This window comes from Aeromonas veronii bv. veronii (assembly GCF_000820225.1).
Lineage (GTDB): Bacteria > Pseudomonadota > Gammaproteobacteria > Enterobacterales > Aeromonadaceae > Aeromonas > Aeromonas veronii.
Genome location: NZ_CDDK01000024.1, coordinates 63,666 through 90,192 on the forward strand (window position 1 = coordinate 63,666; position 26,527 = coordinate 90,192).

The 26,527-nt window shown below is 59.1% G+C and carries 24 protein-coding genes and 4 tRNA genes; 10 read left to right on the top strand and 18 right to left on the bottom strand.

The window, feature by feature from the left end; all coding sequences use genetic code 11:
• Positions 1-112: 112 nt before the first annotated feature.
• The 5 genes from gorA to BN1139_RS10090 all read right to left on the bottom strand — a co-directional run bounded on the left by gorA (position 113) and on the right by BN1139_RS10090 (position 8,447).
• A complete protein-coding gene (gene gorA / locus BN1139_RS10070) occupies positions 113-1,462 on the bottom strand; it encodes a glutathione-disulfide reductase (protein ID WP_005355760.1) in 1,350 nt (449 codons plus the stop codon).
• 76 nt (positions 1,463-1,538) lie between these two features.
• Entirely contained in the window at positions 1,539-3,506 is a 1,968-nt protein-coding gene (locus tag BN1139_RS10075) for an ATP-binding protein (RefSeq protein WP_005355757.1), read from the bottom strand.
• 118 nt (positions 3,507-3,624) lie between these two features.
• On the bottom strand, positions 3,625-6,705 hold the full coding sequence (locus BN1139_RS10080) for a multidrug efflux RND transporter permease subunit (RefSeq protein ID WP_005355755.1): 3,081 nt from the start codon (positions 6,703-6,705) through the stop codon (positions 3,625-3,627).
• 15 nt (positions 6,706-6,720) lie between these two features.
• Positions 6,721-7,854 (bottom strand): efflux RND transporter periplasmic adaptor subunit, encoded by a 1,134-nt coding sequence (locus tag BN1139_RS10085; protein WP_005355753.1) that lies wholly within the window; start codon positions 7,852-7,854, stop codon positions 6,721-6,723.
• Positions 7,851-8,447 (bottom strand): TetR/AcrR family transcriptional regulator, encoded by a 597-nt coding sequence (locus BN1139_RS10090; protein ID WP_005339267.1) that lies wholly within the window; start codon positions 8,445-8,447, stop codon positions 7,851-7,853. Before BN1139_RS10090 ends, BN1139_RS10085 begins: the two co-directional genes overlap by 4 nt.
• 232 nt (positions 8,448-8,679) lie before the next feature.
• On the opposite strand from BN1139_RS10090, the gene BN1139_RS10095 reads away from it, so the two are divergent.
• The 5 genes from BN1139_RS10095 (at position 8,680) to BN1139_RS10115 (ending at position 9,837) form a co-directional block, all read left to right on the top strand.
• Positions 8,680-8,756 (top strand) — tRNA-Arg (locus BN1139_RS10095).
• 51 nt (positions 8,757-8,807) lie between these two features.
• Positions 8,808-8,883: transfer RNA gene (locus BN1139_RS10100), tRNA-His, on the top strand.
• A gap of 20 nt (positions 8,884-8,903) precedes the next feature.
• Positions 8,904-8,989 (top strand) — tRNA-Leu (locus BN1139_RS10105).
• Between the two features lie 76 nt (positions 8,990-9,065).
• Positions 9,066-9,142, top strand: a tRNA-Pro gene (locus BN1139_RS10110).
• A gap of 179 nt (positions 9,143-9,321) precedes the next feature.
• The gene (locus tag BN1139_RS10115; protein ID WP_005355750.1) at positions 9,322-9,837 is read left to right on the top strand and encodes a ricin-type beta-trefoil lectin domain protein; all 516 of its coding nucleotides are present in this window, start codon (positions 9,322-9,324) and stop codon (positions 9,835-9,837) included.
• A 34-nt stretch (positions 9,838-9,871) separates the two neighbouring features.
• On the opposite strand, the gene BN1139_RS10120 is transcribed toward BN1139_RS10115, so the two are convergent.
• The 8 genes from BN1139_RS10120 to BN1139_RS10160 form a co-directional block, all read right to left on the bottom strand.
• Positions 9,872-10,687, bottom strand: coding sequence for a Cof-type HAD-IIB family hydrolase (locus BN1139_RS10120; protein ID WP_005339262.1), 816 nt, complete (start codon positions 10,685-10,687; stop codon positions 9,872-9,874).
• An 89-nt stretch (positions 10,688-10,776) separates the two neighbouring features.
• Positions 10,777-11,817 carry an alpha/beta fold hydrolase gene (locus tag BN1139_RS10125; RefSeq protein WP_005355747.1) on the bottom strand — a complete coding sequence of 347 codons (1,041 nt, stop codon included), beginning with the start codon at positions 11,815-11,817 and terminating at the stop codon, positions 10,777-10,779.
• Positions 11,817-12,476: a CatB-related O-acetyltransferase gene (locus BN1139_RS10130; RefSeq protein ID WP_005355745.1), complete on the bottom strand. Its 660-nt coding sequence runs from the start codon at positions 12,474-12,476 to the stop codon at positions 11,817-11,819. The genes BN1139_RS10125 and BN1139_RS10130 overlap by 1 nt, the downstream gene beginning before the upstream one ends.
• A complete protein-coding gene (gene trmH / locus BN1139_RS10135) occupies positions 12,476-13,207 on the bottom strand; it encodes a tRNA (guanosine(18)-2'-O)-methyltransferase TrmH (RefSeq protein ID WP_005355744.1) in 732 nt (243 codons plus the stop codon). Before trmH ends, BN1139_RS10130 begins: the two co-directional genes overlap by 1 nt.
• A gap of 44 nt (positions 13,208-13,251) precedes the next feature.
• Positions 13,252-15,369 carry a bifunctional GTP diphosphokinase/guanosine-3',5'-bis pyrophosphate 3'-pyrophosphohydrolase gene (gene spoT, locus BN1139_RS10140; protein ID WP_005339255.1) on the bottom strand — a complete coding sequence of 706 codons (2,118 nt, stop codon included), beginning with the start codon at positions 15,367-15,369 and terminating at the stop codon, positions 13,252-13,254.
• 131 nt (positions 15,370-15,500) lie between these two features.
• Positions 15,501-15,776 carry a DNA-directed RNA polymerase subunit omega gene (rpoZ, locus tag BN1139_RS10145; protein ID WP_005307060.1) on the bottom strand — a complete coding sequence of 92 codons (276 nt, stop codon included), beginning with the start codon at positions 15,774-15,776 and terminating at the stop codon, positions 15,501-15,503.
• A 79-nt stretch (positions 15,777-15,855) separates the two neighbouring features.
• Positions 15,856-16,482: a guanylate kinase gene (gene gmk, locus BN1139_RS10150; protein ID WP_005355743.1), complete on the bottom strand. Its 627-nt coding sequence runs from the start codon at positions 16,480-16,482 to the stop codon at positions 15,856-15,858.
• A 303-nt stretch (positions 16,483-16,785) separates the two neighbouring features.
• Entirely contained in the window at positions 16,786-17,838 is a 1,053-nt protein-coding gene (locus BN1139_RS10160; protein ID WP_005355742.1) for a glycosyltransferase family 9 protein, read from the bottom strand.
• Between the two features lie 222 nt (positions 17,839-18,060).
• Between BN1139_RS10160 and BN1139_RS10165 the strand changes: the two genes are divergently transcribed.
• Together BN1139_RS10165 and BN1139_RS10170 are read left to right on the top strand one after the other, a co-directional pair.
• Positions 18,061-18,774 carry a 3-deoxy-D-manno-octulosonic acid kinase gene (locus BN1139_RS10165; protein WP_005355741.1) on the top strand — a complete coding sequence of 238 codons (714 nt, stop codon included), beginning with the start codon at positions 18,061-18,063 and terminating at the stop codon, positions 18,772-18,774.
• Positions 18,775-18,844: 70 nt separating this feature from the next.
• Positions 18,845-19,708, top strand: a complete 864-nt coding sequence (locus tag BN1139_RS10170) for a GGDEF domain-containing protein (RefSeq protein ID WP_005355739.1) — start codon at positions 18,845-18,847, stop codon at positions 19,706-19,708.
• 6 nt (positions 19,709-19,714) lie between these two features.
• Here the strand turns inward: BN1139_RS10170 and BN1139_RS10175 are convergent, their stop codons facing one another.
• Positions 19,715-20,569 (bottom strand): carboxylate/amino acid/amine transporter, encoded by an 855-nt coding sequence (locus BN1139_RS10175; RefSeq protein WP_005355738.1) that lies wholly within the window; start codon positions 20,567-20,569, stop codon positions 19,715-19,717.
• 39 nt (positions 20,570-20,608) lie between these two features.
• Between BN1139_RS10175 and BN1139_RS10180 the strand changes: the two genes are divergently transcribed.
• A complete protein-coding gene (locus BN1139_RS10180; protein ID WP_013723349.1) occupies positions 20,609-21,070 on the top strand; it encodes a DUF6314 family protein in 462 nt (153 codons plus the stop codon).
• Positions 21,071-21,194: 124 nt separating this feature from the next.
• Here BN1139_RS10180 and BN1139_RS21665 read toward each other — a convergent pair whose 3' ends face one another.
• Together BN1139_RS21665 and BN1139_RS10185 are read right to left on the bottom strand one after the other, a co-directional pair.
• Complete coding sequence (locus BN1139_RS21665) at positions 21,195-21,356, bottom strand: hypothetical protein (protein WP_005339236.1); 162 nt, start codon at positions 21,354-21,356, stop codon at positions 21,195-21,197.
• Positions 21,341-22,240 (bottom strand): DMT family transporter, encoded by a 900-nt coding sequence (locus BN1139_RS10185; RefSeq protein ID WP_005355734.1) that lies wholly within the window; start codon positions 22,238-22,240, stop codon positions 21,341-21,343. The genes BN1139_RS21665 and BN1139_RS10185 overlap by 16 nt, the downstream gene beginning before the upstream one ends.
• Positions 22,241-22,331: 91 nt before the next feature.
• On the opposite strand from BN1139_RS10185, the gene BN1139_RS10190 reads away from it, so the two are divergent.
• A complete protein-coding gene (locus tag BN1139_RS10190; protein ID WP_005355732.1) occupies positions 22,332-23,291 on the top strand; it encodes a LysR family transcriptional regulator in 960 nt (319 codons plus the stop codon).
• Here BN1139_RS10190 and trpS read toward each other — a convergent pair.
• Positions 23,270-24,283, bottom strand: a complete 1,014-nt coding sequence (gene trpS, locus BN1139_RS10195) for a tryptophan--tRNA ligase (RefSeq protein WP_005355730.1) — start codon at positions 24,281-24,283, stop codon at positions 23,270-23,272. The two genes, BN1139_RS10190 and trpS, sit on opposite strands and share 22 nt — an antisense overlap.
• Before the next feature lie 192 nt (positions 24,284-24,475).
• Positions 24,476-24,913, bottom strand: a complete 438-nt coding sequence (locus BN1139_RS10200; RefSeq protein ID WP_005339229.1) for a universal stress protein — start codon at positions 24,911-24,913, stop codon at positions 24,476-24,478.
• A 401-nt stretch (positions 24,914-25,314) separates the two neighbouring features.
• Between BN1139_RS10200 and fabV the strand changes: the two genes are divergently transcribed.
• Positions 25,315-26,502 (top strand): enoyl-ACP reductase FabV, encoded by a 1,188-nt coding sequence (gene fabV / locus BN1139_RS10205; protein WP_005355719.1) that lies wholly within the window; start codon positions 25,315-25,317, stop codon positions 26,500-26,502.
• Positions 26,503-26,527 lie beyond the last annotated feature (25 nt).

Sequence of the window (26,527 nt, forward strand, 5' to 3'; positions counted from 1 at the left end):
ACTTCAAACGTACCTATCGCATTGTTACGAACTCTTCAGCGCTGGTGGGATGAGGCATGGGAACGCAGTTGTTGAAGTTGGCCTGATAATGACAGGCCAACTTCATCTGCCCTTAACGCATAGTGACGAACTCTTCTGCACTGGTCGGATGGATCGCCACGCAGTTGTCGAAATCAGCCTTGGTGGCACCCATCTTCATGGCGACGCCGAAACCTTGCAGGATCTCGTCCATCGCAAAGCCGATACCGTGCAAACCGACCACCTTCTCTTCCGGGCCGACGCAGACCAGCTTCATCCGGGTGGGCTGGCGATGCTGGGTCAGCGCAGAGTACATGGCGGTGAACTGGCTGCGGTAGACCTTCACCTGGTCCTCGCCGTATTCGGCGATGGCTTCCGGTTCGGTCAGGCCTATGGTGCCGATGGGCGGGTGGCTGAACACCACGGTCGGTACCAGATCGTAGTTGAGGTGCTCGTTCGGCTTGTTGTTGAACAGCCGTTCGGAGAGACGACGGCCCGCAGCGACGGCTACCGGGGTGAGCTGGATGCGACCCGTGTTGTCACCGACAGCATAGATGTTGGCGACAGTAGTGTTCTGGAACTTGTCGGTCGGGATAAAGCCCTTCTCGTCCAGCGCGATGCCTGCGGCGGCAAGATTCAGGTTGTCGGTAGCCGGTACCCGGCCGATGGCCCAGATCAGGCAGTCGACGGTGAGGTGGCGACCATCTTCCAGTTGCAGGGTCAGGCTGTTGTCAGCGTTCTTGAGCACGGCTTTGGGAATGGCGTGGGTGTGCAGCTTGGGCCCTTCCTGCGCCATGATTTCGACCAGTGTCTCGTGGATCATGGGGTCGAAGTTGCGCAGCGGCGCGTGCTTGCGCACCACCAGATGGGTCTCTGAGCCGAGCGCCTGCATCACCCCTGCGATCTCGACTGCGATGTAGCCCGCACCCACTACGGCAACCCGCTTGGGTTGGCTTTGCAGATCGAAGAAACCGTCGGAGTCGATACCCAGCTCGGCACCCGGGATCGCCGGAATTTCCGGGCGGCCACCGGTGGCGATCAGGATGTGATCGGCCGTGTAGTGCTCGCCATTGACCTCGATGGTGTTGCTGCTGACGAAGCGGGCGAAGCCCTTGATGACGGTGATCTGGTTCTTGCCCAGCACGTTCTGATAGGACTGGTGAATGCGGCCTATGTAGGCCTGGCGGGACTCGACCAGCTTGGCCCAGTTGAAGTGGTTGAGGGTGGTGTCAAAGCCGTAGTCGGCGCCATATTTCAGGGCATCGGCGATCTGGCCTGCATACCACATGGCCTTCTTCGGTACGCAGCCTACGTTGACGCAGGTTCCACCCAACTCTTTGGCTTCAATCAGGGCAACTTTCTTACCGTACATGGCAGCCCGGTTGGCAGAAGCAATACCGCCGCTGCCGCCGCCGATGGCGATATAGTCAAAATGCTGTGCCATTGCGAGGTTCTCCGCTCATTAAGAATGCAATCACAGCATGATGGGGATAAAGCGGCTGGCTCACAAGAGCCAGCGCTCAGTTATGTTGGATCGGCAGGCGAATATGGAACTGGGCGCCCTGGCCCGGTTCGCTGGCACAGCTGATACGGCCTTTCAGCAGTTGCACCACCAGGTTGTAGATGATGTGGGTGCCCAGACCGCTGCCCCCCTGACCCCGCTTGGAGGTGACGAAGGGATCGAAGATGCGCGGCAAGATTTCGGGCGGGATGCCGCGGCCGTTGTCCGAGTAGTCGATAAACAGCTCTTCTCCCTGCTGTTCCACCTTGATGGTGATCTTCTTCGGTTTGTCCCAGCTGTCGAACCCGTGGTTGATGGAGTTGAGGATCAGGTTCGAGTAGATCTGGGTAAAGCTGCCCGGGAAGGAGAAGATCGACAGCTTGGGATCGCACTGGATATCCACTTCGCACTGGCTCTTCTTCAGTTTGTGGCCAAGCGAGACCACCACCTGATGGAGGTTGTCGGCGAGGCTGAAGTTGTAGCGTGCTTCCGATGACTGGTCGACAGCCACCTGTTTGAAGCTGGCGATCAGCTCGGAGGCGCGCCGCAGGTTGCTCTGCAGCAGTTGCATCGACTCGTCGAGGTTGACGGTGAACTCGTTGAGATAGGAGCGCGACAGCTGTTTTGACTCTATATGAGATTTGAAATCGGCGACCCGCTCCTGCAGGTAGGAGGAGGCGGTCACGCTGATGCCGATGGGGGTATTGATCTCGTGTGCCACCCCGGCCACCAGCGAGCCGAGGGAGGCCATCTTCTCCGACTCCACCAGGGTTTGCTGGGCCTGTTTCAGGTCGTCGTACGCCTTGCCCAGTTGGTTGTTGGCTTCGCTCAGGCTGCGGGTACGCTCCACCACCTTGCCTTCCAGCTGCTCGTTGAGCTGGATTATCTCCCGCTCGACCTTTTTCAGCTGGGTGATGTCGTAGCCGAAGCCGATCTGGTACTTGAGGTTGGGACCATCGTAGAAGGGTACGAAGGTCCACTGCAGTACCAGCTCATGAGCCTGCTGGTCATGCATGATGACCTCTTTGTCCGCCAGTGAACCTTCCGCTGCCAGAATATCGTTCAGCTCTTCCCGTTGCGCCGGGCTGACAAAAAGATCCAGCCAGTTGTGTTGCAACAGCTCCTGCTGGTGGTAGCCGGTCAGCAGGATGGCTGCCGGGTTGATGCTGGCGATGGTGAGATCCGGCTCCATACAGCAGATGACCATGTTGGCGGAGTTGATCAGGGTGGCGGAGAAGTCCCGCTCCTTTTGCAGCTGTTCCACCGCCTGATGGCGGGCAACCAGCTCGTCACGTAGCCGGGTGCGCATCTGGTTGAGGGTGGATACCAGGGTATCCAGCTCATCGGGTTTCTTGCGTGGCTGCGGGCGGCCTTCCAGCTCCAGTGCCATGTCGAGCCGATCGAGGTTGAACTTCTGGGCGTAGTTAGCGATGCGGTTGATGTGCCTGACCACCAGATAGTAAATGATGATCAGGATGCAAAATGAGACCACCAGGGTCTTGATGGTCTGGCTGACCATGATCAGCACCGATTTTTCGATGAGGCGCTGGTAGATCTGCTCGAGAGAGGCGGCAACGAACAGCTTGCCGACGATTTCACCCTGATAGGTGAGGTTGAATTCGCGGGAGATATCATAGCTTTCCCGCTCGACCCCCTGGGTCAGCAGCGGGACTTCGGAGTTGCCGAGCATCTCCTTGACCATCACGAACTGCATGTTGGGCAGGTTCATGATCCCTTCAATTTGCACTTTGACCTGCTCTTCATCCAGGTTCCACAAGCTGGCGGCGATGGGTTGCAGGAACGAAGCCTCGATCTGGCCGATGCTGTCTTCGATGACGGCGACATCCTTGCGGTAATCCCACGCGAGTTGCAGCGCCGTAATGATCATCGCCAATACGGTACTGCAGACCAGAATGTAGGAGAGCAGGCGATATGAGAGTCCGTTGCGGCCTACGGCCCTGGCGGTCTTGGAGAAGAGTCCTGACATGGCGTCCTTGCGGTCTGGATGTGGTGTTTTTTAGTTTAACTGCTTCATGCACTTATGTCGTCTTTCCTGCGAAGCATAAAAAAGGCCCCGATACGGGGCCTTTGCATGTCATTGATGATTAATGTCCGCCGTTTGCTTTGGGCGGAATGGTTTCATCGAATACCGGCAAGGGTTTGTGCTCGGAAGCCAGATAGGTGTAGATCACCGGCAGCACGAACAGGGTGAACAGGGTACCGATGGCAAGACCTGCCACGATGACGATACCAATGCTGAAACGCTGTGCTGCACCGGCACCAGCGGCGTAGAGCAGCGGGATCAGACCGGCAATCATGGCGGCAGTGGTCATCAGGATCGGGCGCAGACGCACCTTGGCGGCTTGCATCACGGCTTCCATCCGGTTCATGCCGCGCAGCAGCTGCTCTTCCTTTGCTACTTCACAGATCAGGATACCGTGCTTGGTAATCAGACCCACCAGGGTGATGAGGCCCACCTGGGAGTAGATGTTCATGGTCGCCATACCCCATGCAAGGGCAATCAAGGCCCCGCTAATGGCGAGCGGTACAGAGACCATGATGACCAGCGGGTCACGCACCGACTCGAACTGGATTGCCAGCACCAGGAAGATGATGGCCAGTGCCAGCGCGAAGGTGGCATAGAGCGCATTGCCTTCGGTGACGAACTGACGGGCTTCACCCATGAAGTCGTAACGATAGCCTTGCGGCAGCTTCTCGTCGGCGGTGGTCTGGAACCAGTTGATCGCATCACCCATGGCCACGCCCGGAGCCGGAACGGCGCCGATGGTGGCGGAGTTCAGCTGGTTGAAGTGGGGCAGGGCGCGGGGCTCGCCAACCACTTCAATGCTGATCAGGCTGCCGAGCGGGATCGACTTGCCGTCGGCGGCCCGCACGTAATAGCCCTTGATGGACTCCGGATTGAGACGGTACTTGCGCTCGACCTGCGGGATCACCTCGTAGGAGCGGCCATCCAGGTCGATACGGTTGACGTAACCGTCCGCCATCATGGTGCCCATGGTGATACCGATATCCTGCATGGTGATGCCGTAGGCACCCGCCTTGTCCTTGTCGATGCGGATCTTCATGGTGGCGGAGTCGTAGTTCAGATCGAGATCCGAATAGACGAACTGACCGTTACTCTGCGCCGCTGCAAGAATTTCACCGGCCACCAGGAACAGGCTTTCGAAGCTGTTCGGGGTGGTGATGACGAACTGGATCGGCAGACCACTCGATGCACCCGGCAGTTCCGGGAACTGGAAGGTGGTGATAGCCATACCCGGGATGTCTTTCACCAGATTGGCGACCCGGTCCAGCACCTCTTTCTGGCTCGCTTCACGCTGGCTCCAGGGCACCATGGAGGCGATACCGAACGCCTGGTTGGCGTTGAACACCCCGGAGAAGACCTGGGAGAAGGCGATCTCGGGCTGGTCGTCCAGGATCTTGTTCACATCCGCCATGGTGTTTTCGATGTAGTCCAGGTTGGCGTTGGACGGTGCGGTACCCAGCACGGCCATTACCCCCTTGTCCTCTGACGGTGCCAGTTCGCTCGGGATGAACTTGAACAGCAACGGCAGGCTGGCGAAGACGATGACGGCGAACACCACGATAACGGGGCGCTTTTTCATCACGGCGTGCAGCATGCTGTCGTAGCGATCGGTCATCCGCTCCAGCAGGTGGTGGACTGTGCTCTCGAACTTGCCCGGCTGCTCGTTGGCCTTGAGCATCTTGGAACACATCATCGGGGACAGAGTCAGGGCGATGATGCCCGAGACGAACACGGCGCCAGCCAGCGTCAGGGCAAACTCCTTAAACAGGGAGCCTGTGATACCACCCATCAGGGCGATAGGGGCGTATACCGCCGCCAGAGTAACCGTCATGGCGATAACCGGCACCGCAATTTCACGGGTACCGATAATGGCGGCCCGGAAGGGTTCTTCCCCCTCCTTGATATGACGGTCGACGTTCTCCAGCACCACGATGGCGTCATCCACCACCAGACCGATCGCCAGCACCATCGCCAGCAGGGTCATCAGGTTTATCGAGAAGCCGAACATATCCATCATCATCACTACGCCGATAAGACTGAGCGGAATGGTGATGATCGGAATGATGACCGCGCGGAACGAACCGAGGAACAGGGTGATGACCACCAGAACGATGGCGGCAGCCTCCAGGATGGTCTTGATAACCTCGTGGATGGACTCGTTGATCGCCACTGTTGAGTCATACATCACGTTGAGGCGCATGGTGCTCGGCATATTGCGCTCAAGGCTCGGCAGCAACGCCAGCACATCGTGGGCGATGTTGATGGGGTTGGCTGTCGGCGCGGCGTTGACCGCCATGACCACTGCTTCGCGGCCGTTGGCGCTGGCGCGATAGATGTCGTGGCTCTTCTCGAGGGTCACCTTGGCAATGTCGGAAAGGCGGATCACCTTGCCGTCACGGGTAGCAACGACCAGACGCTTCAGCTCGTCGACATCCTTGACCTGGGTCTCGGCGTTGCCGTTGAACAGGGTGAAGTAACCGGTCGCCTGACCTGTCGCGGACTGATAGTTGTTGCTGTTGAGCACCGTCATCACGTCGCTGGCAGTCAGGTTGAAGGCCGCCATCTTGGCTGGATCCAGCCATACCCGCAGGGCAAACTCGACACCGCCGTAGAGGTCAACCTTGGAGACCCCGCCGACAGTAAAGAGCTGCGGCTTGATAACCCGCTCCAGATAGTCGGTGATCTGGCTGGAATTGAGCTCCGGGCTGGTAAAGCCGAGGTAGAGCACCGCCGTGGTTGAACCGGTGGAGGAGGTGACCGACGGGTCTTCCGCCTCTTTCGGCAACTGGGATCGCACCGAGTTCACCTTCGCCAGGATGTCGGACAGCGCGGCGTTGGGGTCGGTGTTGAGCTTCATGTACGCAGTGATGGTGGAGCTGCCCAGCTGGCTGGAGGAGGTCATGAAGTCGATGTTGTCGGCTTGCGCGACCGCCTGTTCCAGCGGTTGGGTGATGAACCCCTGGATCAGATCAGAACTGGCGCCATAGTAGCCAGTGCTGACGGTGATCACCGTGTTGGTCACCTCGGGGTATTCCCGTACCTGCATCTTGAAGATGGCCTGAAAGCCCAGCAAGGCGATCAGGAAACTGAGCGAGATCGCCAGCACAGGCCGTTTTATAAATATGTCAGTAAATCGCATCGCAGATCTCCGCGCTTACAGCATCGGGGTTTGTGCCGGAACGGCCAGGGCATCGTTCTCGACCACATGCACCTTGGTGTCGTTGCTCAGGCGAACCTGACCCGACAGTACGATCTGGTCACCGGCCTGGATGCCGGAGAGCACATGCACATCGTTGCCACGGCGCTCACCCGCCTTGACCACAACCTGCTTGGCTCGCAGTACTTTCACCTTGTTACCCTCTTTGTCGGTCTCTTCGCCCTCTTTGAGCACATAGACGTTCTGACCGTAAAGGGTGAAGGAGATAGCGGTTTGCGGGATCACGATCTGATCTTTCACCGTCGGCAGAATGATGCTGGCGCGGGCGAACATACCGGAACGCAGCTGACCGTCGTTGTTCGGAATGTCTGCCTGTACCTGGATCAGGCCGCTCTGGAAGTTGACCGCAGGCTCGATGGCGGTGATATGACCGTCAAACTGGGTTTGCGGATAGGCATCCACATTGATCTTGATGGTCTGGCCCAGCTTGATTTTGGAGATATCGGTCTGGGGCACGGTGAAGCGCAGGCGCATCACGCTGGTATCTTCCAGGCGCACGATATCTGTGCCCGGCTGCAGATACTGACCGAGGAACACATTGCGCAGGCCGACCACGCCGCTAAAGGGCGCACGGACTTCACGACGGGCAATGGTCGCCTTCAGACTCTCGATATCCGCTTCCAGTGAGCGATAGGCCGCTTCAGCCTCATCCAGCTGCTCTTTGGAGATGGAGCTGGTCTTGTAGAGGTTCTGGAAACGATCGAACTTGGCTTTTGCCGCCGGCAGCTTGGCCTGGGAGGCCCGCAGATTGGCCCGCTCCACGGTGGAGTCCAGGCTCAGCAGCAGCTGGTCTGCTTTGACCGGTTTACCCGACTCGAAGGTGATGGCGTCAATGGTGCCGGCCAGTTCGGTGGAGAGGGTCACCCCCTGATTCGGCTCGATGAAGCCGATCGCTTCGATGGTCGGTACCCAATCCTGCGCCTTGGTCACCATGGCGGTGACAGGGAACTCGGGCTCCGGCCGGTTGGCCATGTATTGGGCAATCATCTTCTGTTTGAACAAATTGAAGCCGATGACGCTGCCAAACAAGGCGATCGCTATCAGCAACATAATGGCCATCCACTTTTTCATGAACAGGCTCCTGAGGTGGAAAGATTGGGGGATAAAATGGCATTCCAGCTGGCCCGGATCGCGGTTTCCAACTGCGATTCGGTCAGCGTGATGTTGTGCACCCTGCACTGCAGGGCCAGATGCATGACACTGTCCAGACTCAACACCTGGAGTGCACGTATCGGTAAATCAATAAACAATCCTTGTTCAACGCCCTGTTCAAAAAATCGGTCCAGAGGCTCCCAGGCGGCCAGAATGACAGGATTGGTCTCCAATTCTGCCCCTAGCGGAGAGCTCTCGTACTGCAATTTGCACCGGATAGCGTTGGGTTCGTTAACAAAAATGGCATGAATATTGAGCCATAATTGGCGAAATTGTTGAAATGAAACTTTATCGATTGCTACATCGGCCATGACCATGGGCACACACTGCAAGATAGTGTGCTGGTGCAGTTGCCGGATCAGATCATCCTTGTCGCCGAAGTAGCGATAGATGGTGCCGGTGGCAACATTGGCCTTCTTGGCGACTTCTGCAATCGACAGGCCATGAAAACCCCGTTCACCCAGCACCTCATGGGCCGCGTTGAAGATGCTCTCTTTTTTATCCAGAATCATCAGTGTGACTTTCGATTGAATGAACGTTCATTCATTCTAGATGGGCATCAAATCAAGTCAAGGCAGCAAGGCGATTTGCGACTGCGATCTGCCCCTTTTCGGCTGGCAGCAGGGGAATAGTGGAAGAAAAGTGCGCAATGTGCTTGAAAAAACAACGAACAGTGTTTCAGTGACAGAAAAGTGTAGACAAACCAGCAACCATCATTAATAATGCGCCCCGTTCGACAGCGTAGCGCCCGTAGCTCAGCTGGATAGAGCGCTGCCCTCCGGAGGCAGAGGTCACAGGTTCGAATCCTGTCGGGCGCACCATCAAAAGTGCGTCGGTTAAACGGGCGTTGTTGTGGAACGAAAACAGCTGTGGTGGCTGTAGCTCAGTTGGTAGAGTCCCGGATTGTGATTCCGGTTGTCGTGGGTTCGAGCCCCATCAGCCACCCCATTTTACAGCTTGTCAGGTACGCGAAGGTGGCGGAATTGGTAGACGCGCTAGCTTCAGGTGTTAGTGCCCCCCGGGTGTGAGGGTTCGAGTCCCTCTCTTCGCACCATACTTGCTGTATGACGAGGATGACCATCAGGTCGTCTTTGTTTTTTTGAAGTAAACTATTTTGAAAGAAATAGCCTCGGTGATTAGCGCAGTCCGGTAGCGCATCTGGTTTGGGACCAGAGGGTCAAAGGTTCGAATCCTTTATCACCGACCACATTTAGAAAAACCTCGCTTCGGCGAGGTTTTTTGCTTTCTGGCCTCCGCTGCGCCAGCACTCTCTCCCTGTTACGTCTGTTTACACTCTATTTGGGCAGCGCGCCCTGCCTTTCGGTTATGCTTCAGCCTCGAGTCACTGACAACCGGATGTCATCGGCCCATTTCAGGCATTTTTCCATGAATAACAAAATTTCCTTTGCTTGCTCTCCCACCCTGCTGGCTGCCTTGCTGCTGGGTGGCTGTACCATCAAGCCGCCATCCACCGATGTGATGATGGGCTCCATTGCATCACAACCGCAGGAGGAGCGTTCTCTCTCCCCCTTGCTGACCAGCGGTGATTTTTGCGTTGCTGTGTCCCAACAGAAGGTGTTGGCACAACCTTGCAGCGGAAAAGACGATCAACTGTTCGAGTGGGATCTGGGTGAGTTGCGCCTGCAGGATCTCTGTTTGCAAGCCAAAAACGACAGCGAAGTGATGCTGGCACCCTGTGACGGTCAGGCGCAGTGGGAGTGGCAGAAAGACAGGCTTTTCAACAGCAAGGTTTCCCGCTGCCTCGATGTGGCCGGGCGACGCCATACCCCCGGCACGCCGCTGCGGCTGGCTGAATGCTACGGCGGTGCGAACCAGAGCTTCAGCTGGCAGCGGCCCAATCCCTGGCTGGAGACCCTGAAAAAACAAAGCCTCACATGGTGAGGCTTTGTTGAATCGAATGTCGGGATGAAGAGGATCAGGCTGCGCTGACGCTCTCCAGCTCGAACAGCTTCTCCAGATAGACGGCGACGCCATCTTCGTCAGAGGTGAGGGTCTGCTCGTACTCCGGCAGCGCCATTTTCAGGCGGTCATGGGCGTTGCCCATCACGATGCCGCGTCCCACCATGGTCAACATCTCGAAGTCGTTCATGCCATCGCCGAAGGCGATCGCCTCCGACATATCGAACCCGTTCTGCTCCAGCACGGCACGCACCGCATTACCCTTGTGCACCCCGGCGTGCATCACTTCGAGGCAGTCTGGCAATGAGAAGGTGACGTTGAGCTGGTCGCCGTAGCGTTGGTTGAGGTGCGCCTCGATCTTCAGCAGTTTCTCGTGGTCGCCGATGTAGAACACCTTGTTGATCTGCTCTTTCGGTTCCTGTTTCAGGTCATCGACCAGACGGTAGGTGAACCCCGACTCGTCGTGGAACTGCAGCAGCCAGGGCAGCTCCTCTTCCACCACCCAGTCATCACCCTGATAGACATTGAGGTGGATAGAGGGGTCGCGCTCCAGCGCAATCAGTTCGGCGGCGATCTCGGTCGGCAGCGGCTGGTTGAAAATCAGCTGATCCTGTTTGTCATGGACCACGGCGCCATTGGAAGTAATGAGGTAGATGTCCATCCCCAGCGCATCGCGGAAGCTGCGTACGTCAACGTGATGACGGCCGGTGGCGACCACGAATTTCACACCTTGTTCTACCAGGCGGTGCAGGGTATCCCGGGTACGGGGAGAGATCTGGTGCTGCTTGTTGAGCAGAGTGCCATCGAGATCGGATACAACTACCTTGAACATCATTACCTCGGCATCGATTGAAAACAGGGGCAGTTTACCTTAGCCCGCAGTGTCACCCCATTTATTTAGGGTTACAAAAAATAGCCAGCTCAGAAGCGGGCGAAAAAGTCGACCATCGCGGTCAGGGCGGGCTGGCGCTTGTCATCGGATTCAATAAACAGCTCGTGCCAGGCACCTTCTATGCGCAGTGGTTTGCCACCTTCGCACTTGGCAATGGTGCAGAAGCGTTCCTGCGCGGCATTGTCCACCACGCTGTCGCTGCCAGCCTGCAGCACCAGCAGCGGGGTTTTGATGGCGCCTGCATCGGCGATGGCAGCATCGGCACCAGTGATCCCCTGATAAATCCAGTGGGCGGTCGCGCCACCCAGCTTGATCTGCGGGTGCTGTTCGTAGAGCTGGCGGAACGCCTGATAGCGGGACTGGCTGTGAGTCAGCTCGTTATCGGCAAAGCCGTGATCCTGATAGGCGCCCTGACCTGGGCCGTAGGGAGGTTCGCCAATCCAGCCGCCGACCGTGCCTATGGTGCTCGCCAATCCCTTGGCCAGCCACTTGGGCAGACCGCCGAGATTGATGCCCAGCATAGGGGAAGAGAGCACGGCCGCCTTGATATCATCGGGCCAGCGTTCCAGATAGCGGGCCGAGATGGCGCCGCCCATGGAGTGGGCCAGCAGGAACAGCTTGGCAGGCTGGTCCGCCATGATTATCTGGTCGTGAAATTGCTTGAGATCGACCACATAATCGTCGAACTGGTCGACATATCCCTTCTGCGGGTCATTCAGCATCCGGTCGGACATCCCCTGACCGCGATGGTCGATGAGATAGAGGCTGTAGCCCTGACGCCAGAGATCCCACGCCAGCTCCTGATACTTGAGGTAGCTTTCGACTCGGCCATTGACGATGAGGATGGCGCGATCGACCTTGGCTTGCCGCAGCGCGGCATAGCGGATGGTCACCCCATCCTTGCCCTTGAACTCTCCTTCCACCGCATGCTGGCGCCAGAAGTCGGGCAGGGTTTGCTGGTAGAGGCTGGGTACATCGGCTTCGCTGGTGAGCTGATAGGTATTGGTCACGGCAAGGGCTCCGGCAGAAAACAGGGTCAGGGCCAACAGGGAAAGAGAGAGGGGTTTCATCAGGCACACTCCTGTTGCCAATGGTGATAAAGGGCGGCGATATCCCCCGAGCAGAGCAGCGCCATGCTGGCTTGCAAGCGGGGCAAGGGCCAGTCCCACCACTGCATCTCTTGCAGCATGAGGATCTGCTCATCGCTGAAGCGACGGCGGATTGGTTGGGCCGGGTTGCCGCCGACTATGGTGTAAGGGGCCACATCTTTGGTCACCACGGCGCGGGTGGCGATGACGGCGCCATCACCTATGGTGATGCCGGGCATGATCATCGCTTCCGAGCCGATCCAGACATCGTTGCCAATCCGGGTGTCCCCCTTGCGCAGAAAGCCGCTGCGGGCCCCTTCGCCAAAGGTGTCGGGGTTGAACGGGAAGGTGGAGACCCAATCCAGCCGGTGGCCCTGATTGCCCGCCAGCATGAAGGTGGCGCCCGAGCCGATGGAGCAGAACTTGCCGATGATCAGCCGATCCACCTCGCCCCAGAGGCCGCTCTCCCAGGTGTCGCGGGTCGAGCCATCGCCGAGCAGGTAGCGGACGCAGTGATCCTCGAACGGCTTGCCGTGGTAGTAGCCAGAGTAGTAGCTGTAGTCGCCGGCCTCTATGTTCGGGTTGGTCAGGTGATCCCGGATGATTTGCGATTCCAGCCAGCTGCCAAAAGGGTTTTCCATCACTCCTCCTGTAGGTCGTCCTGCTCGCTCTGCTGCGCCCACCCTTTGCGGGTCAGCTGCATCCGCTGCCACCACTCTTCGTCCGCCAGAATTTCACCGGCCGGGCCGAGCTGGGGGTAGGGCATCTCTTTCTCTTTGCAGAGTTGGGCATAGATAGGATAACCCCCCTCGAACAGGATGCTGTTCTGCTCCTCCAGCGTGAGCGGGCAGCCGCGCTGATAGCAACCGGCCAGCTCGCGCTGACGCTGGGCTTCGTAGAGGATGGCGGCAGCAGCCACCGAGACGTTGAGGGACTGCACCATGCCGACCATGGGAATGACGATATGGTGGTCGGCCAGCGCCAGCGCCTCTTCACCGATGCCGTGCTTTTCCTGACCCACCAGAATGGCGGTCGGTTTGGTGTAGTCGATGGCGCGAAAATCGACCGAGCTGTCAGATAGATGGGTCGCCAGGATCTGCATGCCTGAAGCTTTCAGCTCGGCAACGGCTGTGCCGATATCCGGGTGCAGTTTTACATCCACCCAGTTCTGGCTGCCGCGGGCGGTGCCTTTGCGTTTGTGGATCCAGGTTTTGGGCCAGACGGCGTGTACCCGGTGGATGCCGATGGCATCGGCGGTACGCACGATAGCGGCCAGATTGTGAGGTTTATGGACCTCTTCCATGCAGACGGTCAAATCGAGCTGACGCTGGGCCAGCATGTCGGTGATGCGCTTGAAGCGTTCGGGGGTCATGGCTTGTCTCTATAAAAGCAGCAGGCGGCTTGCGCCGCCTGTGTTCAGTTCTTCTGTCGGCTCACCTTGAGCACGTTGGGCATCACGCGGATCTTGCGCATGATGTTGGCCAGGTGGATGCGGCTCTTGGTGGTGATGAGCAGGCTGACCTGATAGACCCGGCCATCCTTCTCTTCGGTACTGATGGCGTGAATATTGGCGCCGGTGGCGGCAATCACGTTGGCAAGCTCGGCCAGCGCACCCTGATGGTTGACGATCTCGATGCTGATACCGGTGCGGAACTCCTGTTCCTGCTCCTTGTCCACTTCCCACTGCACCGGCAGGTACTTGTCTGGTTCCTTGCTGTAGCCCTTGATGTTGCGGCAGGCTTCTTGGTGGATCACCAGACCCTTGCCCGGGCTGATGTGGGCGATAATGGCATCCCCCGGGATCGGACGGCAGCAGTTGGCGAAGGTGACCAGCATGCCGTCGGCACCCTTGATCGGCATCTTCTTGCTGCTGGTTTTGGGCTGCTCTTCCGGCGGCAGTTCATCCCCCAGCATGCGGCGCGCCACCATGACACTCATGGCGTTGCCGAGGCCCACATCGGCCAGCAGTCCCTGCAGATTCTCATGCTTGGTATCGGCGAGCACCTGCTTGATGCGCGGCTCGGGGATGTCTTCGATATTCTTGGCGCCCAGCGCATGGTTGAGCAGGCGGCGACCCAGCACCACCGACTCTTCGGTACGCAGGTTCTTGAGGAACTGGCGGATCTTGGAGCGTGCCTTGGTGGTCACCACGAAGTTGAGCCAGGCCGCGTTGGGGCGAGCCCCCGGTGCCGTGATGATCTCCACCGTCTGGCCCGAGTGCAGTGGGCTGCTGAGCGGGTAGGGGTGGCGGTCGACCCGCGAACCGACGCAGGCGTGGCCGATGTCGGTGTGCACCGTGTAGGCAAAATCCACCGGCGTGGCGCCAGCGGGCAGCTCCATGATGCGTCCTTCCGGCGTGAACACGTAGATCTCGTCGGGGAAGAGGTCGGTCTTGACCCCTTCGATAAATTCAAACGAGCTGCCGGCGCTCTGCTGCAATTCCAGCAGGCTCTGCATCCAGCGCTGGGCGCGGATCTGGGCAGTGGTGCCCGAGCTGTCGCCATCCTGCTTGTAGGCCCAGTGGGCGGCGACCCCTTTATCGGCCATCTGATCCATGAATTCGGTGCGGATCTGTACCTCGACAGGTACCCCGTGCGGCCCCACCAGCGAGGTGTGCAGCGACTGGTAGCCGTTGGTCTTGGGGATGGCGATGTAATCCTTGAAGCGGCCGGGGCGCGGCTTGTAGAGGCTGTGCATCTGCCCCAGTACCCGGTAACAGGTATCTATGTCCTTCACCTTGACACGAAAGGCGTAGATATCCATTACCTCATGAAATTGCAGCTCTTTTTTCTCCATCTTGTTGTAGATGGAGAAGAGATTCTTCTCGCGGCCACTGACCTGATGCTCGATCCCCGCCTCCTTCAGGCGACCGCTGATTTCGCTCTGGATGGAGTCGATGATCTCGCGGCGATTGCCACGGGCGCGGCGCACTGATTCGCGCAACACGCGGGATCGCATGGGATAGAGCGCCTCGAAACCCAGCTCTTCCAGCTCGTTCTTCATGGTGTGAATACCGAGGCGGTTGGCGATGGGGGCGAAGATTTCGAGGGTTTCCCGGGCGATGCGGCGGCGTTTGTCAGGGCGCAGGGAGCCCAGGGTGCGCATGTTGTGGGTGCGGTCGGCCAGCTTGATCAGAATGACCCGGATATCCTGGGTCATTGCCATCACCATCTTGCGGAAGTTCTCGGCCTGCGCCTCTTTGCGATCGCGAAACTTCAGCTTGTCGAGCTTGGAGACCCCGGCCACCAGTTCTGCAACCGCATTGCCGAATTGTTCGGCCAGATCGGCCTTGGTGACAGAGGTGTCTTCAATGACGTCGTGCAGCACGGCGGCCATCAGGGTTTCATGATCGAGGCGCATGTCACCCAGGATCCGGGCAACGGCTACGGGGTGGGTGATATAGGGTTCGCCACTGGAACGCATCTGACCCTGGTGGGCATCACGGGCCACCACATAGGCTTGCTTGAGCTTCTCAACCTGCTCTGGCGGCAGGTAGGAACTGGCTATTTCTTTAAGGTTTTCAAATAAATACAAGACAGTCCCCGCAGCGGTGAAACGGCAATTCGTGGAATTGAGGGTATAGCCCTGAGTTTGCGAGGTTTTCGAGCGGTTGTAAATGGGGATGAACAGTCGGCACCCGGGCGGGTGCCAACCGGAGGAATAACTTAACCGCGGCCTTCGGCGATGGCAGCAACGGCAGCCAGCTCGGCGGCTTCCTGCTCTTGCTGTTCGTAGCGGTCCTGGGTGTCCATCACTTGATTGTTCACCAGACCCAGCTCGATCTCACGCAGGGCGATCACAGTCGGCTTGTCGTTCTCTTCGTCGACCAGGGGATCTTTGCCTTGTACCGCGATTTGACGAGCGCGGCGCGCGGCGACCAGCACCAGGTCAAAACGGTTACCTACCTGTTTTACAGCATCTTCTACAGTAACGCGTGCCATGCAGGACTCCAGTGTTTGGGCTTTCTGTATTTAGAAAAGCAGTGTTTAAAAATGACGCAAAAGTTTACTTGTTTTTGGCTTACTCTGCCAGTAGCTGTTGCAGCAAGTTTTTTTGAGCTTGTTGCTGGTGACGCATCTCCAGCCGTTGGCACTCAATAATGGACCTGAGCTGGAACAGCGCCTGCTCGAAGTCTTCATTGATAATGACATAGTCATACTCGTCGTAGTGCACCATTTCGGCAATGGCTTTCGCCATTCGGCCGGCAATCACTTCGGCGCTGTCCTGACCGCGCCCAATCAGGCGGCGTTCCAGCTCTTCGCGGCTGGGGGGCAGGATGAAAATGGATTTGGTCGGCATCTGCTTGCGGATCTGGCGAGCACCCTGCCAGTCGATGTCGAGGAATACGTCGATCCCCTTGGCCAGACAGGCTTCGATGGCGGCGCGGGAGGTGCCATAGTAGTTGCCGAACACTTCGGCCCACTCCAGAAAATCACCGCGCTCGATCAGCGCCTTGAACTCTTCCACCTGGACGAAGTGGTAGTGGACGCCGTGCTCTTCGCCCGGGCGGGTGGCGCGCGTGGTGTGGGAAACCGACAGCTGCATCTTGCCCGCAGCGTTATGTTGGGTCAGCAAGGCATTGAGCAGACTGGATTTACCAGCGCCGCTCGGAGAAGAGATGATATAGAGAGTGCCTTGTTGCGCCATATTATTACCTTTAATCGAAACCGCTGTTTTGGTTGTAGCAGAGACCGCCGTCTTGTGCCCGAAAGGGAGACAGCCAAACGCAAAACGCGGAAAATTCTTGAGTCAGGAGGATGTAAAGGCGGCGAATTTTACCAGAATGCGGCGAATAAAAAAACGGCCGGAATCATATTCCAGCCGATCAAAGTATTCGTAGCTTGCTGCGGGAGCGTAACCCACATCAGCCTGCATTGTGCCTTTGGCTGAGGGCAGAGGCTATCAGGTTATCCCTGCCTGATGGCTCGGAATTCCCGAGGTGCCCTGTCACTACGGCAGTTGACGATCTGCACAGAGCCGATCGAACGCGGCGGTCACCTGCTCGCTGGTGATTTTTCGCATGGCCTCCGGGTCTTTGAGACGGGTGCGCCAGCTCAATTCGGCCAGCGGCTTGCCGGTCTCCTGCTCGACCAGCTCCTGATAGACGCTGACCACGTAGTCGCGACAGAGATATGGGCCGGTGCGAGCGGGATTGTGATGGGCATAGAGGCCGATGACCGGCGTGCCCACTATGGTGGCCATATGGGTTGGGCCAGTATCGGGGGCCAGTACCAGACTCGCCTCGCCAATCAGCGCCAGCAGCTGCTTGAGGTTGGTCTGCCCCACCAGATCTACCGGCTTGCTCTGGCTGAGTTGCCGGATCTCGGCGGCCAGATCCCGCTCCAGCTTGGCCGGCCCGCCACAGAGATAGACCTGAAAGCCCTTGCTGGCGGCGTGATCCGCCAGCGCGGCATAGCCTGCGGCAGTCCAGTTCTTGAACGCCTTGCTGGCGGCAGCGCAGATCAGCAGGGTCGGTTTACCGCCAATCTTCTCCCTTGCCCATGCCTGATGTTCGGCGCTGATGGGCAGTTGCCAGTCCGGGGTCAGATCCTTGATGCCGAGCTCTTTGGCAAAGGCGAGGAAACCGTCCAGCACGTGGGGAGAGGCAGGCGAAGGCACCTTGTGGTTGGTGAACAACCACTGGCCGTCGTTGGCGCGCTCCTTGTCAAACCCGAGTTTGACCTTGGCCTTGATGCCGAGAGTAGCGATGCTGGCCCGCATCGCAGCCTGCAGGTGGAGCAGGGCATCGAATTTGCGCCCCTTGAGGGTCTGCCAGAGATCGCGATAGCCGCGCCACCCCTTGCTCTTGTCGAAGGGGATCACCTCGACCCCGGGCAGATCGGCAAACAGGGTTGCCTCGATTTTGCCGGTGATCCAGGTGATGCGGGTCTGTGGCCACTCCCGCTGGATGATGCGCACCAGCGCCAGTGCGTGGCAGCAATCCCCGATGGCGGAGAGCCGCAGGATGCAGATGGAGGAGGGGGGCGTTTGAAATAGCGGCATGTTGTGGCGCACGGCTGGCAAAAAGGGTGGATGGCATTATGCAAACTCCCCTCTGGATTGTAAAATTGCGCACAATCGTCAGCCTGGATAGGCCGGGCCCAGCGCCATGACCTGTCTCTGCACGTCGTTGATTAAAGGCCACTATTGCGGGCATGCCGGAGCGGCAGCCTCATCGCCAATTGAAAAATTGCGATCCATGACCCACTGAGCGGGATCTCCACGATGCGAGTACAGACCAAACACAACCAGATCTGCTGGTACGCCGAAGGGGCCTTTCGCGACCCCTCTCCCCAGTTATTCGATCCTGCCTGGTGGCAGAACAATCGTCAGGTGGTGGGGACCTCCATCGGGCGGGGAGTGACCTGGTTCGTCAAGGATGAGTCGCGCCATCTGGTGCTGCGCCACTACTATCGCGGCGGCATGGTGGGCAAGGTGGTGCGGGATCGCTTCTGGTTCGAAGGGGTCGAGTCGAGCCGCGCCATGGCCGAATACACCCTGCTGGCCAAGTTGTGCGAGCTGGGGCTGCCGGTACCGCGTCCGTTTGGCGCCCGCATGGTCAAACAGGGCCCCTTCTATCGTGCCGATATCCTGATCGAGCGAATTCGCGGTGCCAAGGATATGGTGGCGCTGCTCAAGCAGGGGCCGGTGGCGACCGAGGTGTGGCACAAGATAGGCCAGACGGTGCGCCAGCTGCACGATGCCGGGGTCTATCACGCCGATCTCAACAGCCATAACCTGCTGCTCGATAAAGAGGGCAAGGTGTGGGTGATCGATTTTGACAAGGGTGCGATCCGCTCCCCCGGCGAATGGCAGAAGGCCAATCTGGAACGCTTGCTCCGTTCATTCAATAAAGAGTCTCAACTGCATACCAGTTTCCACTTCGTACCGGAGAACTGGCAGACCTTGATGAACGGGTATCAGGGAAAAGCGATCTGACCCTGTTGCTCGGCGTGAACGCCAATGTTACTTATTGAGCTGGTATTCAGATCCTGTTTCGAGGCGCCCCATGGAAATGCTCAAGACACCTTTGGTCGATGTGACTGCCCGACTTGATCCGGGTCTGCTGTCTGATGCCATGGCGCTGCTGGAGGCGGGGATCTGGAGCTGGTCAGCCCAACATGGACTGCAGCGTGATCCCTCCTGCCTGCGCCTGTTGGGATTGGGAGAGTGCTGGCCGGATGATCTCGGCTGGCTGGATCGGGTTCATCCCGACGATGTTGCCCGGCTGGAAGATGCCCTGCTCGCCTGCCAGAGCGGGCGCAGCAGCGGTCTGCGCCTCGAATACCGCATTCTGCATCATCACGGTCACTACATCCGGCTGGAAGAGCGGATGCGTCGTGATGAGCGGGGGTATCTGCTGGGGGTTGTCCGTCACCTCGATCCCGCTGCCGTGCTGGTGGAGGAGCGACATGGCACCGATCCGCTGACCGGACTGGAGAGCCGTGGCCGTTTCGAGCAACTGCTTGAAGAGCGGCTGGCGACCGAGAGCGGCACTTTCAGTCTGCTGCAGTTTTCGGTCGATCACATGGCCAAAATCCAGCAATTGTTTGGCGAAGTGGCTTGCGACGCCATGCTGGCCAAGCTGGCGCGTATCGTACGCCACGAACTGCGGCGGGAAGATCCCTTTGCCCGCTGGGATGAGGACGGTTTTATCCTGATGCTCTCCCAGACCGAGCGGATGAGTGCGCTGGAGATCGCCGAGCGGCTGCGCCTCGAGATTGCCGATGCCAGCCTGCTGTCACAGCGGCCGGTCACCGTCAGCATTGGGCTGGTGCAGAGTCAGGCTGGCGAGCAGCTCGATCATCTGCTGGCCCGGCTGGCCAGCTGTCACAGTCAGGCCAGACGGGAGCACAACACCGTCGTCGGCTGAGTGAGGTCAGGGTTGGCCGCTTTTGTCACGCTGGCAGACCCAGAGCGAGGCCAGCATCAGCAGGCCGCCGATGGTCAGTCGGGTCAGATCAGTATCCTTGCCCCAGAGCAGCAGATTGACCAGCAAGCCGGCCGGAATGAGCGCATTGTTCATGATGGCCAGCACCCCGCTGGTGACCAGCGTCGCCCCCTTGTTCCAGAGGAAGTAGCCGAGGCCGGAGGCACCTACCCCCAGCCAGAGCAGAATGCCCCACTGCAACCCTGACGTTGGGTATTGTGGCTTGCCCAGCAGCCACCAGGCGGGCAATGCGATCATCAGCGCCCCCAGATAGAAGCAGCCGAACACCGCCAGTTGCGGTGGTTGCTCCGCCTCCCGCGCCAGCAGTACCTTGTAGCCCACCTGACCGAGCGCGAAACAGAGGTTGGCCCCCTGCACCACCATAAATCCCAGCACATAGCTTTCGGTCAGGCCGTCGAAGCGGATGACGGCAGCCCCGAGCACCGCCAGCAGGGCACCCCACAGATAAACAGGCTTGAAGCGGCGCTCCAGCAGATCGTGGAGCAGGGTGACGTAGATGGGGGTGAAGATGGTAAAGACCAGCACTTCCGGCACTGTCAGCAGCAGGAAGGAGTGGTAGTAGAAGAGATACATGATGCCGAGCTGGATGGCGCCCAGCGCCATCAGCTTGGCCGCCAGATCGGGGCGCAGCCAGCGGCGGCGCAGGAAGGGCAGAAACACCAGACTGGCGAGGGCGATGCGGGTCAGCACCGAGAAGTAGGCATCGACCTGACCAGCGAGGTAGACCCCGATCAGGCTGAAGGAGAATGACCAGAGCAGGGTGACCCCTATCAAGTAGTTCATGTGTTTGATTTATCGTCAGTTGTCAATTTTAAGGGGGCTATGATGGCCGAGATGGAAGCGGCAATCCAGCGTTTATGGGCGCGATTGCCACAGGTCGGAGCATTTTCCTTTACCGCCAGCAATGGCGAGGGGTCGGCGACCGACTGGAGTGGTCGGGGCGAGGGGCGTGTGCAGGTGACCGATCATCAGGGGGGGTGGCTGTATAACGAGCAGGGTCGCTACACCACGCCTCATGGCAAGGAACTCGCCATGCACAACCGCTTCTGGTGGCAGCGCAGTGAACGGGGGATCCGTCTCTCCCATCTGCGTTATGAGGCGCCGGTCGAACTGTTCGAGCTGCTGCCGCAGGGGGATGGCCGCTGGCTGACCGCCGAACCCCATCTGTGTGGGGCGGATCACTACAGCGCCGAGTTGACCGAGATCGACGGCGGTTTTCTGCTGAGCTGGCAGATCACCGGGCCGCGCAAGAACGAGCGACTCAGCTATCGCTATCTGATCTGACGCCGGCTGGCAGGCATAAAAAAAACCGGCGCAGAGCGCCGGTAGCGGGGGACAAATCGGAGGTTTTTTAAAACAGTCCCAAAACAGGAGAGATAGACTCTCGTCACACATTCAGAGATGGACTTCAGGCATTCAGGGCATAGCTCAGCATGGCTTGCAGCTTGCTATCGAAGAACCAGGGCAGCAGTACCATCAGCAGGCCCAGGATCCCGGCCAGCCGCTGGCGATACTGCCAGCCGGCAATCAGTACCAGACCACCGCACAGTGTGGTCAGGATGCCTGACATAGGGAGACCTCGCGCTGCATGCGACGCTGTTGCGCCCACTGGTTCATGGCGACCGAGCCGAGGATCAGGGCCAGTGCCACGCCGGTGGTGGGGTGGATCTGCTCGCCGAGGAACAGGGCGCCCAGCATCACGCCGAACAGCGGCACCAGATAGTTGCTGAAGGAGGCGAACGTCGGGCCGGCCTTCTGGATCAGCGCCATGTAGAGGAAGTAGACCAGACCGGTACAGAGGGTACCCAGCACGGTGATCGCACTCAGGGCCTGTGTGCTCGGCAGGGTCAGGCTGCTGAGGTCAACCATGAAGGGGGCGACCAACAGCAACTGGATTGCCGAGGAGATCAGGATATTGCGGGCGACCACGACCGGATGGTCCTTGGCGAAGCGCTTGATCATCAGCAGGCCGATGGCGAAGCAGCTGGCACCCAGCAGGATGGCCATGGCACCGAGCAGACCGGCGTTCATGCCCTGGGAGAGTTTCGGCCAGAACAGGGTGAGCACACCGGCAAAGCCGATGATCACGGAAAGCAGACCGGTTTTGGTGATTCTTTCACCAGAAATAAACAGCGGTGCAGCCAGAATGGTCACAAACGGGATACAACCCATGACCACGGCGGCGATGGCGCTATCCACATACTGTTGGCCCCAGGCGACCATGATGAAGGGGATGGTGGCATCCAGCAGGGCGATCAGCATATAGGTGCGCCACGGGGTGTGCTCACTCTTGAGCCGCATGAACAGGCAGAGCAGACCCAGGGTCAGGCTGCCGCACAGGGCACGACCGGCAGCCACCAGAATGGGGGGCAACTCGGCAACGGCCTGGTGCATGAAAATGAATTGGGAACCCCACAGCAGGCCAATGGCCAGCAATAACAGATAGCTACGCATTTGAATCTCCGATGTATTAAGCCAGCGCATTCTAGGCAATCTGTTACTATGGTAAAAATGAATTGTTGGCATTTAACTATGGCTAATATCGATGGATAGCTCGCTCGCCCGTCTCGACCTCAACCTGCTCGCCGTATTCGACATGCTGATGCAGGAGCGCAACGTCACCCGTGCCGCCGAACGGCTGCATCTCTCCCAATCCACCGTCAGTCACGCCTTGGGGCGGCTGCGGGTGGCGCTGGATGACCCGCTGTTCGTGATGAGTCGGCGCGAGATGATGCCGACCGAGCGGGCCAAGGCGCTGGCCGGGCCGGTGCGCCAGGCGCTGGCGATGCTGGAGCAGGGATTGCGGCAGGCCAAGGGGTTTGATCCCGCTACCGCACGGCGGATTTTCCGTATCGCCACCCCGGGCTCGGTGGAGCACGGGCTGGTGCCGGTGCTGGTGGACAGACTCCATCAGCAGGCCCCTCACTGTCGCCTTGAGGTGTGCGAGCTGGCGGACAGCGACTACGAGCGGGAGTTGGAAAAAGGTGAGCTGGATCTGGTGATCGGTTTCGCCGGGGCGAATCATCTCTCACCCCGTTTGTGGCGGGAGGAGTGGTTCAACAACCCGCTGGTCTGCCTGTCGCCCCTTGGCAGCGAATTGCCCGATGTGCTGACACCGGTCGAGCTGGTGAGCCGTCCCCACATCCACACCTCCAGCTGGGGTCACAGTCAGGCGATGGTGGAGCTTTGGCTGGCTCGCTTCGGGGTGGAGCGGGAGTTGGGCGTGCGGTTGCCGAGCTTTATGGCAGTGCCGCCGCTGATGGCGACCGGTCGCTATCTGGTGGTGGTGCCCGAGATGATCGGGCGCCACTTCTGCCGCTACTACCCGCTGCGGATGCACCAGCTCGACCCCGCCATCCCCATCGTCTACCTGATGGCGGGGCACCCACTCACCGCCCACGACGAGGCGATCGGCTGGTTCAAGAGCATGCTGCACCAGCTGGTGTTCGACCTCTACGGCGACGATGCGCTCGGGACTCCCGCTCAGCGGATGCTGGCGAAGTAGTCGAGCCCCATGGCGCTTTTCACCTCCGCCAATACCTCATCGGTGATGATGCGAGCCTGCTCGGTGCCCTGATAGAGCAGTTCCAGCAGCATCTTCTTGTCGGCGATGGCCGCGGTCCGGCGCTCCCGCATCGGAGCGAGCAGGGTCTGCAGGCAGTCGTTCAGCACCTGCTTGCAGCGCATGTCCCCCAGTCCGCCGCGCCGGTAGTGGGCCTTCATGTCGGCGACCAGCGCCTTGTCGGGGTGGAAAGCATCGAGATAGGCGAACACCGTATTTCCCTCCACCTGACCCGGATCGCTCACCTTGAGGTGGTTGGGGTCGGTATACATGGCGAACACCGCCTGTTTGACCTCTTCCGTCGGCATGCCGAGCTCTATGGTGTTGCCGAGAGACTTGGACATCTTGGCCTTGCCGTCGATGCCGGGCAGGCGGCCAGTGTCGCTCAGGATCGGTTGGCATTCGGTCAGCACCTCTTTGCCTACCAGAGAGTTGAAGCGGCGGACGATCTCGTTGGTCTGCTCCAGCATCGGCAGCTGATCTTCCCCGACCGGCACATGGCTGGCGCGAAAGGCGGTGATGTCGGCGGCCTGACTCACCGGATAGACCAGAAAACCGGCTGGTAGCGTGCGTTCGAACCCTTTTTGCTGGATCTCCGCCTTGACGGTGGGATTGCGCTCCAGCCGGGCAACGCTGACCAGATTGAGGTAGTAACAGGTGAGCTCGGCGAGGGCAGGCAGGGCGCTCTGCAGGCAGAAGGTGGTCTTGGCCGGGTCGAGACCGACCGCCAGATAGTCAGCCATCACCTCCAGCACGTTGTCGGTCACCTTGGCCGGATTGTGGCCGTTGTCGGTCAGCGCCTGCAGGTCGGCGATCATCACGAATTGACGGTAGTGGTGCTGGGCTTCGACGCGCTGGCGCAGGGAGCCGACATAGTGGCCGATGTGCAGTTTGCCGGTGGGACGATCACCAGTCAGGATAACGGGGTTGTGCATGTCACTCTCTCCAGTTGGGTGAGCCGGGAGGCGACAAAGGGATAAAAACAGTTGACCGCCTCTCGGCGGTCACGGTGTTTTCTTTGGGAAATTTACAATAGAAACGCGGTGCCGCCTGTTTAGGAGCAGCACCACCAGTAGTTGTGATTGAATGCGGTCATATTCATAGCAAATCAAACTACGCCGGTTTCATTACTTCTGCAAGGGGACGACCAGCAGATCGCAGGGCACCGTATTCATCAGCTGACGGGCGCTGGAGGTGAGCAGGCTCCAGAAGCTCTGGCGATGGCCGCACACCAGCAGGTCGATCTCGTACTCCTTGACTGCCTGATTGACCCGCTCGCTCAGATCGCCGCAGATCACCAGCTTCTTCTCGATGGGATAGTCCACCGAGGCCAGAAATGCCTCCAGCTTCTCTTTCGCTTCGGCGATCACCTGATCCTGCACGTTGTCGATGTCGATATCGATCATCTCGGTGTAGAGATCCTTGAGGTCCACATCGACATGGATAACCGACAGCTTGGCGCCGTTGGAACGGGCTCTGTCCACCGCCTTGTCGATCACCTTGCGGTTGTCTTCAGAGAGGTCGATCGCGGCCAGAATATGCTTGTAATAGGTTGTTCCACTCATGGGGGTTCTCCTTACCGATCCTTCAGCCCACTATACCAATCTCTGCTGAAACTAAAATGGTGCCTCAGGCACAGTTTTGGGATTTAAATGAGTTTAATGACGTGTGACACAGGGTCAGCCACTCAGTTATTAACCACTATTTGCCTATAAATTAAACAGGAGTTTGACGCCGGTCACATCCCCCGGCTTGCCGATCAGGGGGGAGAGGCATAGGATGGGCACGTGCTTCGCAATGAACACAAAACAACAAAAAGCATCTGAATACCGCTTTGGGGAGCCACGTGCTCCCTTTTGTTTTTCTGCCTCATTTCCCGCTGCTTTTCTGACTGATAGCGATCCGGCATCAAGTTAATCTCCTTCGATTTGGTTATGCTGTAGCCAGTTTCTTTGGAGGCCTTCCCATGATCATTCATCCCCAGATTCAAGGTTGTGTTGCCCGCAACTGTCACCCCATCGGCTGTCGCGCCGCCGTGCAGCAGCAGATCGAACGGATCAAGGCCGCTGGCCCGTTCAACGGTCCCAAGCGGGTGCTGGTGCTGGGGGCCTCCTCCGGGTTTGGACTGGCGTCGCGCATTGCGCTCGCCTTTGGTGCCGGTGCCGACACCATCGGTATCTCGTTTGAGCGCGGCCCTTCCGACAAAGGATTGGGCAGCGCCGGCTGGTACAACAACATCTGGTTTCGCAAGGAGGCGGAGCAGGAGGGGCGTATCGCCATCAACCTGATCGGTGATGCCTTCTCCGACGGCATGCGTCAGCAGGCCATCGACACCATCCGCCAGCAGCTGGGGCAGGTGGATCTGGTGATCTATTCGCTCGCGAGCGGCATCCGGGTGCTGCCCGACGGCACGCAAGTGCGCTCGGTGCTCAAGACCACCGGCCAGCCATTCAGTGGTTGGGGATTGGATCTGGAGCGCGATATTCTGGTGCAGCAGTCGCTGGCGCCCGCCACGCCGGAGGAGATCCGCGATACCGTCACCGTGATGGGGGGCGAGGATTGGCAGCTCTGGATGCAGGCGTTGCAGCAGGCCGGTTGTCTCGCCCCCGGTGCGCAAACCGTGGCCTACTCCTACATCGGCCCCGAATCCACCTATCCCCTCTATCGCGATGGCACCATCGGTTATGCCAAGGAGCATCTGCACGCCACCGCCGAGACCATCAACCTGCAACTGGCCGAGATTGGCGGCCATGCCTGGGTGTCGGTCTGCAAGGCGCTGGTAACCAAGGCGAGCGCCTATATTCCGGTGCTGCCGGTTTATCTCGGCTTGCTGATGGGGGTGATGAAGGAGCGCGGCGTCCATGAGGGGTGCATCGAGCAGATGCAGCGACTGTTTGCCGCCAAGATGTACGGGCCCAATGGGGTGGTGGCCGATGGTAACCGGCTGATCCGGATGGATGACTACGAGCTCGACCCGGCCATTCAGGCCGCCGTTTCGGCGCTCTGGCCCAAGGTGACGCCGGACAATTTCCACGCGCTGGGGGACTTTGCCGGGCTGCGGCAGGATTTCATGCAGCTCAATGGCTTCGAGCTGCCGGGCGTCGATTATGCTGCGCCGGTGGATGTCGCCTCCCTTGGCGAGCTGACCCCCTGAGCTGAAAGAAACGGGATCTCCCTCT